The sequence below is a fragment of the Vibrio sp. 1F279 genome, from assembly GCF_041439815.1.
Lineage (GTDB): Bacteria > Pseudomonadota > Gammaproteobacteria > Enterobacterales > Vibrionaceae > Vibrio > Vibrio tasmaniensis_A.
In genome coordinates this window covers 1-9048 of sequence record NZ_JBGOOU010000068.1, presented here as the reverse complement: position 1 = coordinate 9048, position 9048 = coordinate 1, and the positions used below count along the sequence as shown (strand labels likewise).

At 39.8% G+C, this 9048-nt stretch carries 6 protein-coding genes and 4 pseudogenes; 3 read left to right on the top strand and 7 right to left on the bottom strand.

The window, feature by feature from the left end; translation table 11 throughout:
• Positions 1-158: 158 nt before the first annotated feature.
• Positions 159-856, bottom strand: a protein-coding gene (locus ACED60_RS24680; RefSeq protein WP_371708898.1) for an IS1 family transposase whose coding sequence is annotated in 2 segments (ribosomal slippage) — positions 159-607 and positions 607-856 — 699 coding nt in all. Because the reading frame shifts where the segments join, the coding sequence is not laid out codon by codon here.
• A gap of 58 nt (positions 857-914) precedes the next feature.
• Here ACED60_RS24680 and ACED60_RS24675 point away from each other — a divergent pair.
• Positions 915-2042 (top strand): annotated as a pseudogene (locus ACED60_RS24675) (conjugative transfer relaxase/helicase TraI); the annotation flags it as partial.
• A gap of 20 nt (positions 2043-2062) precedes the next feature.
• On the opposite strand, the gene ACED60_RS24670 reads toward ACED60_RS24675, so the two are convergent.
• Positions 2063-2422: a hypothetical protein gene (locus ACED60_RS24670; RefSeq protein WP_016800258.1), complete on the bottom strand. Its 360-nt coding sequence runs from the start codon at positions 2420-2422 to the stop codon at positions 2063-2065.
• 822 nt (positions 2423-3244) lie between these two features.
• Here ACED60_RS24670 and ACED60_RS24665 point away from each other — a divergent pair.
• Positions 3245-3855, top strand: a pseudogene (locus ACED60_RS24665) (transposase).
• A 387-nt stretch (positions 3856-4242) separates the two neighbouring features.
• Here ACED60_RS24665 and ACED60_RS24660 read toward each other — a convergent pair.
• Both ACED60_RS24660 and ACED60_RS24655 read right to left on the bottom strand, forming a co-directional pair.
• The gene (locus ACED60_RS24660) at positions 4243-5091 is read right to left on the bottom strand and encodes a DMT family transporter (protein ID WP_017102384.1); all 849 of its coding nucleotides are present in this window, start codon (positions 5089-5091) and stop codon (positions 4243-4245) included.
• Positions 5092-5114: 23 nt separating this feature from the next.
• Positions 5115-6005, bottom strand: a complete 891-nt coding sequence (locus tag ACED60_RS24655; protein WP_017102383.1) for an aspartyl/asparaginyl beta-hydroxylase domain-containing protein — start codon at positions 6003-6005, stop codon at positions 5115-5117.
• 228 nt (positions 6006-6233) lie between these two features.
• On the opposite strand from ACED60_RS24655, the pseudogene ACED60_RS24650 reads away from it, so the two are divergent.
• Positions 6234-6450, top strand: a pseudogene (locus ACED60_RS24650) (IS5/IS1182 family transposase); the annotation flags it as partial.
• A gap of 607 nt (positions 6451-7057) precedes the next feature.
• Here the strand turns inward: ACED60_RS24650 and ACED60_RS24645 are convergent.
• The 3 genes and pseudogenes from ACED60_RS24645 to ACED60_RS24635 form a co-directional block, all read right to left on the bottom strand.
• On the bottom strand, positions 7058-7696 hold the full coding sequence (locus ACED60_RS24645) for a glutathione S-transferase family protein (RefSeq protein WP_280603577.1): 639 nt from the start codon (positions 7694-7696) through the stop codon (positions 7058-7060).
• 149 nt (positions 7697-7845) lie between these two features.
• Positions 7846-8259, bottom strand: coding sequence for a hypothetical protein (locus ACED60_RS24640; RefSeq protein WP_371728658.1), 414 nt, complete (start codon positions 8257-8259; stop codon positions 7846-7848).
• A gap of 450 nt (positions 8260-8709) precedes the next feature.
• Positions 8710-9048, bottom strand: a pseudogene (locus tag ACED60_RS24635) (site-specific integrase); the annotation flags it as partial.

The window sequence follows — 9048 nt, the reverse complement described above, 5'->3', positions numbered from 1 at the left end:
ATGAATACGAAACGCGTATGAATGAGCAGCGTGAGCAAGTCTCCAACAGCAATCAGCTCTTGGATGTCATCACCAACGCCTCCTCTTTTCCACCAACCACTCAAACCGCCCCCATCAACCCATTAGCGCAAAAAATGGTCATGACTCCAATCCGTTGATTAATAGTAAAACTCTCGTTCGATAAAGGTGCCGATGACCTTATCGTGCATTTCTTCTGATCTCGAGAAACCGATAGTTTTTCGAACGAGTCTCTTTAAGCGAGTTCTCAGGGTAAGATTGGTTCTTTCTATCCTTTGTGTATACCGCTTGCCGATGATGTGTTTTTCTCTCGGTAAGTTCGCTGAATAAACTCGGTAGTCATCTGTACAATAAAAAGGAATGGTAAACTTCGATAGAAGACGTTGTAGTTGATTAAATGCCTCGGTGTCTCTTTTACCAAAAGCGTGGGCAATGATGCGTTTATATCTAGGCTCCCAAGCATACCAAAGCCAACGTTGATTTTTCTTATTACCAACAAACGACCATTGTTCATCGACCTCACATATCAACTCAATGTTGGCGATATCAAAAGGTATTGTCGTTACCTGTCTAGGTGAGAGTTTTTTAAAGTGCGTAAAACGGTGTTGTAAGCGACTTTCAACACACGGCCAGTATCTCTAACGCCAGAGCTATTCATTGCCATTTCAAGAATTTTATCTTTAACGCCAGGCTTACTTGCTTCGTAAGCATAATCGAGCTGAAAAGTACGCTGACAATCGAGGCATCGAAAGCGTTGATAGCCAGCAACCCCTTTACCATGCTTTCGAACAGCATTGCTCTGACTGCAAAATCGACAATTAACCTGAATAGTTGCCATGATTTGTATCCCAAAAAACCTAGATTCTAACACAGAAACAACAGATTGGAGTCGCGACCACCTATTGGGACAACCGAACCCATCTAAATCAGACCGTGACTATTTAACCTTTGGTATCGGTAAATCGGCTCTAAAAGTGTCATTAACGGGGGAATATCGAGGGTATTTTAAAGACTATACCACCGGTGAAAAAGGCTCATTAATCAATTTGATGATGAGTCATAAGGAAATAAATTATAAGGAGGCAATGAAAGAAGCCCACAACATCCTTAATGATCCTAATAAATACCAACTCACCGCCAACCCTAAACATGAACAATTACTGACTACTACGCCAAAACACATGGCACAATTTGAAGAGAGAGCGAAAGAATATATACAAACCAGTCAGCCACTCACAGGCACATTAGCCGAAACTTACCTCAATAAATTAGGTATTGAACACCCTAAGAGTGACCATGTTCATTTTCATCAAGCAGTGTACTCCTCGGAGGACCAGACATTTCACTCGGCAATGATAACTAACATTCACGATAAAAAAGGAGAAACAAAAGCGATTGAAGTGACTTATTTAGACGGGCAAGGAAATAAAGATCCGGCACTCGACATCAACCCACGGATATTAGGCACGAAATCCAAACAAATAACGCGATTCCATCAAGGCAGTGATTTGCACACCACCATCATCAGTACCTCAATCGAGAATGCTTTTATTATTAATCAAGCGCATCAAGGCCAATACGACATTATCAATGTCAATCATAAGAATGACATTCAGAATATCTCCACCGATGAACTCAGACAGAACATTGTGATTGTACTGAGTCAAGGAAATACTGATTTAAATCCCAACAACGTTGAAAAAATCATGGCCAACTTTTCAGGGAGAAATATTCAGTTTGTTTCACCTGACGATATGCTTGAGGAAATTAAACAGGGTATTGAACAATACCATCAACAAACGCATCAACAAAAAGAGGAATTCGACACACCCACTCAAGACCATGATTCATTAACCAACGAGCCGGACACTGATATTAATCAACACACAAAAGAAATCAAAGATAAAGAGCTTGAACACTTCGACAGCAAAGAACCCTCCCCTCAAAAAACGTTTGATTTTAATCAGGAGCGTGACAACAACAATGACCAAGATAATAAACTAGATAGAGAGTTAGAGCGGTAGAAAAAGGGGTGTCCAATGGACTACCCTTTTTTTTTGCCTGCCAGAAACTCATCGACTTTATTATCGATATCAGATTTCACCTGTTGCCTAAAGGGTTTGGATTCTTTTTGTTGTCGGAATAATTTTTCACCATCAAAGGTTTGTCCATGAACCACATCAGTGATCGCAGATGAGCCACGAACGACACGATAAATCTCTTCCATCAACGCACGGTTCGATGGACTATCATCCTCACTGTCATTGAGTTTGATGCGCAGTGCCAACATCAAAAGTTGGCGTGTGGCCTCTGCATCACTTAATGCTTCCTTATCCCTAAACGTCTTAAAATCTTGCGCTAACTTTCCACGTAAAGAACTTTGTAGCGGATAAGAACGTGTCATATTGCCCTCCTCAATCCCAATTAAAAGCATTGTTATTCAAATGAAATTTCAATCAATTAATTTTATAAAAGACCCTTCAAGCATTGTCAATAAAGGGCTCAATCAACATTCAATGATTTCCAATTAAAGGACCTTGAAAACGCTCTCATCGCTTTACCTATAAGGGATCAATTAATAATCATTGAAAAAATATATTTATCCATTGAAATTTAATCGGCTAATTAGTGTAATTTCTGAAAATTTTTCCACGTTACTTTAAGCGACTATTATATCTTTAACTTTTTGTTTTTATTATCTTTATGTTTTTCACAGACAACCATTTGCATTGATTTCAATGCGCCGTGGTGTGTGGTTGATAAACTGAAAAGACAGGGCCACTTCGTTAAACGATTACATAATTTGTGCTTTCTCTAAGGCTTTATATTATTAGGTAAAGTCGCCCATATTAAAAGGGGTTGGGGTGAAAAATGGATCACACTACTAAAAAATCACAACACCTTTTAGGAATTCAGGGCCATTCGTAAAACGAAATAACAGTGAAATATGACTTTAGAAAGGCGATATTGTATCCGTCATTCCGCCCTCAATTTAATAATTAAAATAGTGTTATCCAGCGTTTATTTATCAGTAAAAAAACGACACCATCTTGACCGCGAGCGGCAGTTTTGATCTATGACTGTTATTGGCTTTGTTGCGTTATTCAGTGGGACTAAATCAAGAACCTACGATCTGATCAGCTACATTCACTCCTTCTCGTAGCCCTATGCCTAACCTAAACCTCGCTACAAAACAACCAACTGTAAGCAATACAACCAATCACTCATTAACCGTGGCTCTCTGACCTTTTGGATTGATGAAGAGGCGATAAGTGGTTGGTCGCAAAGCAAACAGAATAAGCGCAGAAGACCACGTCGATTCAGTGATTTAGCTATCACGACAGCGCTCATGGTGAAGTGAGTTTTTTCTATACCACTGAGAGCGCTGCAAGGATTTATCGACTCGGTATTTAGACTTGCCCATGTTCCATTAAGTTGTCCGCATTACACCTGCATCAGCCGTAGAGCTAAGCACTCATGAGATTATTGCAGCGAGCTAAGTTTATCGACGGTTACAGATGGCGAAGTCCTTCCTAACTTACTGAAACAAACCCGCCGAAGCATCCTTGGGATGTCTGGTATGGCACTTACGAACGAGAGCTTGTCACGATGCAATTATGATTAAGCGAGCCGTGCGCTTGCTCCTCCAAGAGGAGGGGCAACCTTCTGGGAGTGTGGTCACTCTCAGAAACAGCGATGTATCGAATTAAACAATAGCTAAGAGGACGATTGAGTTTAAGAAATCACAATGCGCAGGTGGGAGAAACTTACGCGATGATAAAAGCGTTGAACAAGCTTACTGGGTTAGGTGTGCCTGGAACTTGTCGTATTAGCTAAAAAGCATGCGAAACGGGGTGACTCTGTTTCTAAACTGAATTACGCAACAAAGCCGCTTTTTAAAGCACTTGTTCAGATAATCTGTATATAAACACAGTTTGAGAATGTGTCTGAACAGCAAGTTTTGCGAACATATAATGATGTGAAGCAATTAATTAGCCCTAATCACTCTAGAAAGTACACTGATTAGAAAATATAGGGCAAATAATCGTTCTTCGAGTGTGATAGTAAAGTATCGTGAATTGAAATGGACATAAACGTGTTTCGAAAAGTTGAATGTTAGTGTGATCACACTGTCTGCCCAACTAGCTAGGTGTTAGGATAGAAACAACTTAGCCTCCTCAGAAACACCAGTACTTTAACCCTCTACTGTTTACCATGCGATATTCAGGTGGACTGTGGATTTTGAACTAGATACGTACACACGCAAATGAAGCCTATACCCACTCCCATAATGATGGTCAATTCGGAGTCCAAAATCAGGTAAGATAATACCGAGGTGCATGCAGGAACACAGGAAAAATATGTCGAGACATTCGTCACGGTTCCAGATTTAAGTGCATGGATCAACAAAACAGACGCTAACGAGGATATCGCTATTGATTGCCACAGTAAGGCCACAAGAAACGGCGCAGTCCATTCTACGGCGAATTCGCTCCATAACAGTGTCGTCGGCACTAAAGCTAGCAAAGCTGATAAGCATTGGATCCCCATCGTTTTTTGAATTGGGATATGCGAGCAATAGCGTTTCTGTATGGCGGTACCGAATGTAATCCCTAACAGCGACAACACAGCATAGAGCATGTTAACCTCGCTACTCGTCCCTAGGCTCATGTTTTCAACAGACAAGAGCACCGTGCCGAGCACGCAACCTATTATTGCCCCTATCTGTATTTTAGAAGTCCAACCGCGTGAGATCATCAGTGTCACTACAGGCTGAAGCCCTAGCACTACCGTGAGCATTGCAGGACTTATCCCTTCAGATAGTGAATAAGAGAATAAAACAGGGTAAAGAAATTGGATAAACAATCCGACCCATAACGACATTATGATGTCTTTCCGCGACATAACCGACCCAGACTCTGCGAATAAGAAATTGAGCAAAATGAATACGAACAACGCAACGACCACTCGCAGGGTTATAAACGACAATGGGTTGGTGTACATCAACCCTATTGACGAAGAAATATAACCAGAAGACCAGAGTAAAATAAATATAAAGCCTATATATTTCATTGTTGGTCTTTTCTCTATCGTGATCAAACTAACGTAAAACGCTGACCTAGACCACGCTTCCCTATATAATATTGCTTCATTTCTCGGCAATAACTCTGGATGTGTTGCCCTTTGTTTTGAGTCAGCTCAATCAAAATGTCATAGATTTCTTGTATCGGGATGTCGTGGTGAATGTGTGCAAAAGACAGCTTGAACACTGCATTTTTAATGTCTTCTAAATTGTGGATTGAACGGGCAAGCTCGTTCACGAAGTCTTGCCTGTCCTTCTTGGTAAGAGCTTGTCGTTTGAAAACCATAGGATGCTGTAAGTTATCGCCGGTAGATAGATCTGTGAAAATCATTTCTGGATAGAGTTTATCGACTCCCTCAAATTGGAAGTCAAGACACAAAATAACTCGGTTATCTTGACCAAAGTTGTAAGCTGCGTGCACCACACTCGCGTCAAGCATCCAAATCTCCCCCTTTCTCATCCGAAACACGCCATAATCTTCATCACTATGGTATGACGTCATCGGCGATTCTAACGGAATTAGGACTCGAAGATATTTCTCTTTCTGTTGACCGAACTCTACGAAGTCTTTATGTGGAATGACCTGACCATTAATAAGGTTTCGAGTTCTGACCATCTTTAAATTATCCACATCAAAATATTGATGAATCACTTCATTTATGTAGAGCGTTTCATGCCCTAACTCAGTCAACTTTGCTTCACCAGGATAGTCTTTATATTGAGTATTGCGATAATCGCCATTGTCATTCCACAAAGAGTTATTAATCCATGTCCCTTGATTAAATTCACTGTACTCTTCATCAAATACTGGAAACCGCTCAATAACAGCTAAGTCACGCCTTAACGCTTCATTGTTAAAGTCTATCTTTCCTAATATTTTTGTTTTCGATATCACTTTTTTCATATAATTACCCTTAACACTAGTTGCAGTTCCAATAATCAGAAGCACCAAATTTTGCACAATAAATCTAAATAATGTTACAAGTGGTGTTCCACTTGTAACATTATTTATCGTTATTTATTTCTTATATCGATACTAATTTAAATAAGAAAAGCATTGAGACGCACTCGGATAAAAAGATTGCATGCTGACTAATGGAACACTTTCGTAAAGATAAAAATGAACTTCGATTGCCAGAAGTTATACGGCTCAAATAAGTCTTGGAAAGAGCGGTATGGATACCACAGACGCTCGCTGTCAGAAACAGCGATGTATCGAGTTAAATAGTCGCTAGGAGGACGATTGAACTTAAGAAATTACAATGCACAGGAGGGTAGCTTACGCGATGATAAAAGCGTTGAACAAGCTTACTGGGTTAGGTATGCTTGGAACTTATCGTCTTGACTAAGAAACACACTAAACGGGACGACTCTGTCTCTAAACTGAATTACACCACAAAGCCCCCAAACACCTAAAAAATGGACACTAAAAATTAGCTCTTTGAGCTATAACACTTATTTGCCGACAATTTGTCGTCTTTTGTCCTGAATAATGCAGCCTTTCTCATATTGACTCAACTAATAATCAACAAGTTATGCCACATCAAGGGAGACTAGGCTGCAAAATGTGACCTAATCAAGGGGGCTGATTATCAACTCACTGGGTAAGTTTAAGTCGGGCAAGCTAATGTTAACGGGATGTGAATAAGTAAAAGTCTAACGCGTAAAGGGGCAGATCTTAGCTAGCAGGCACTTTGAGAGAAAAGTGCCACGTGTAGAATTTCAGCTCTATGAAGCCTCTGGACATAAATGAGCTACAGCTTCCCCTAAATTAGCAATTTATGGATAACTAAAGGTATAGAAAGTCGCTTAACGTAGCGTCCAGTATTTATGGTGCAGATCACACGTTTGCTACGATACAGACTTAGTTGAATTTTAACGCCTTAATCACTGAAACTAAAGGCAAACTGACAACGCCGAGTGTAGCAAATCGTGTTGATGCATTTGTTATGAGTATTACTTAAATGGGCTAAGATCGATACCCTCTAACTCACAAACAGCCATGATTGTTGGATGTGATGATAAACGATTTAGATAAGCTGACAGATGCTCAAAACTTAATGGCGATTTCTTAATTGGTAAACACCACCCAGAAAGCATAAATAAGAAGAAATCACAGGCTGAAATTTCATCGCCTAAAAGGTATTTATTACCCTCAAGTTGATCATTAATTACGGATAGTGAGTCACCAATTCGATCATCTTGCGCTGCAACCACATTTGGAATAGTACTTTCATCATTTGTATGTCGATGTGGATAATATCGAACCATTAACTCAGCTTGAAGTGTATTATTCAAGTACGCTAACCATTGGAAAAACTGAGGTCTACTTTTGCTCCCCAACTGAGGGAGCAAACCATGCTTAGGGTTTTGCTCACAAAGATGAATACAAATCGCAGAGCTTTCAAAGATTGCCATTCCATCGTCAATTAATGTAGGAATTCTACCCGCTGGATTCAATTTTAAATATTCAGTTGATTTGTGGAAGCTTGACTTCCTATCAACTAACAACAATTGATAGTCTAATTCCATGAAATGTAATAAGAAGTGCGGAGCTAAACTCGCGTTGTTTGGGTAATAATATAACTGATACAAAATGACTTCCTTTTCTTAATCCACAAATACTCATAACGCCTGCATAACACGTTTGCTACCATGCAGATTAAGCCTAAATTTACCACTTAACTCGGTAAACCAAAAGAAACCTAGAATGCCGAATGTAGCAAATCGTGTTGATGCATTTGTTATGTACGTTTATCAATTTCGAAGCAAATAGTTTTGTAAGCCAATTCATCTTCCTTCAGACTTATTCCTCCGTCCCTAAAGTCAGCTTCACCTTGGCTTTCTGCATCCAAACTTTGATGCCATATGGAACTATTTGAAACTATTACACGGTCAGTTATATGATCAAATTGATCAGCTGTAATATCAATTACAATGTCATTTTTCTGCAACCAAGCATGAGTTCCCCCCGGCACATCCGCAATAAAATACTCAAATACACCAAAGCCTTTGTCTTTAAAAAATGTGCCTAAAAAGCTACTTGTTAAGCCACAAGTATTATTAGGAAAGTCTTTAAAACCATCTACATTTAATGATTTATGACACCTTTCAAGAGCATTTCTAAAAGATGTCGCTGCTTCTAAAATATCGTCCATTTTCACTCCAGTACATAACATTTTAATATCGTGCAGGCACGAATTCATACTTTCAGCATACCCCTAAACACCTTGCCTAACCAACTGAAAATAATCATATAATATAGTACGAATCCGATTTTTCAGGTGCAAACCGTGCAGATACACATTGCTTCCTATTCAAGGCACTTTATCACTGAAGAACTTCCATTTAGTTATCCACTATTCAATAGCCTAGCAACACTTAAACAACGCATTCGTGCGTAGCTGTGTTTGAAGATCAGTTTCTAGTGGTCTAGTGGGTTAGGAATTTGGGGACAAAGTTGAACTCTAGGCATGAGGAAAAGTAAGGAAAGTTCCTGAGTTTTAACCTGAGTTCAATCCCTATCTAGCTCATTTTGGGGCATTTTCGAGCTAGAAAATGCCACGGTAACCACTCCCGAAAAGTGGCTTTATAGTGATTCAAGATAACTACCAACTCAAAAAATCCAACTCAGCTCTAATATCACTTATCTGCTCATCCGTTAATTCTGGCAAGATGTTGAACTCCCCTTTTATTGCCTTTGGTTCGGGGTTAGGTTTGTCTGCCTTCAATGCCTTTGTGGTACGTTTTCGTTTTCTGGGCTGTACTTCTTTAGGCTCGACTAATATTCCCGTTATTACCGCCCCCAGAGTATCTACTGCCTCTGTCACATGGTGCTCACTGACATGCATATAACGAAGTGTTGAAGAGATACGTTTATGACCAAGGAGCTTAGCGACCATCGGGAGCGGATAACCTTCCAGCACCGCATAACTGGCAAAAGTATG

Excerpts from the sequence above, each read along its gene's own strand:
- ACED60_RS24655 (WP_017102383.1), bottom strand. The coding sequence starts at position 6,005 with ATGAAAAAAGTGATATCGAAAACAAAAATATTAGGAAAGATAGACTTT.
- ACED60_RS24660 (WP_017102384.1), bottom strand. The coding sequence starts at position 5,091 with ATGAAATATATAGGCTTTATATTTATTTTACTCTGGTCTTCTGGTTAT.
- ACED60_RS24640 (WP_371728658.1), bottom strand. The coding sequence starts at position 8,259 with ATGGACGATATTTTAGAAGCAGCGACATCTTTTAGAAATGCTCTTGAA.
- ACED60_RS24670 (WP_016800258.1), bottom strand. The coding sequence starts at position 2,422 with ATGACACGTTCTTATCCGCTACAAAGTTCTTTACGTGGAAAGTTAGCG.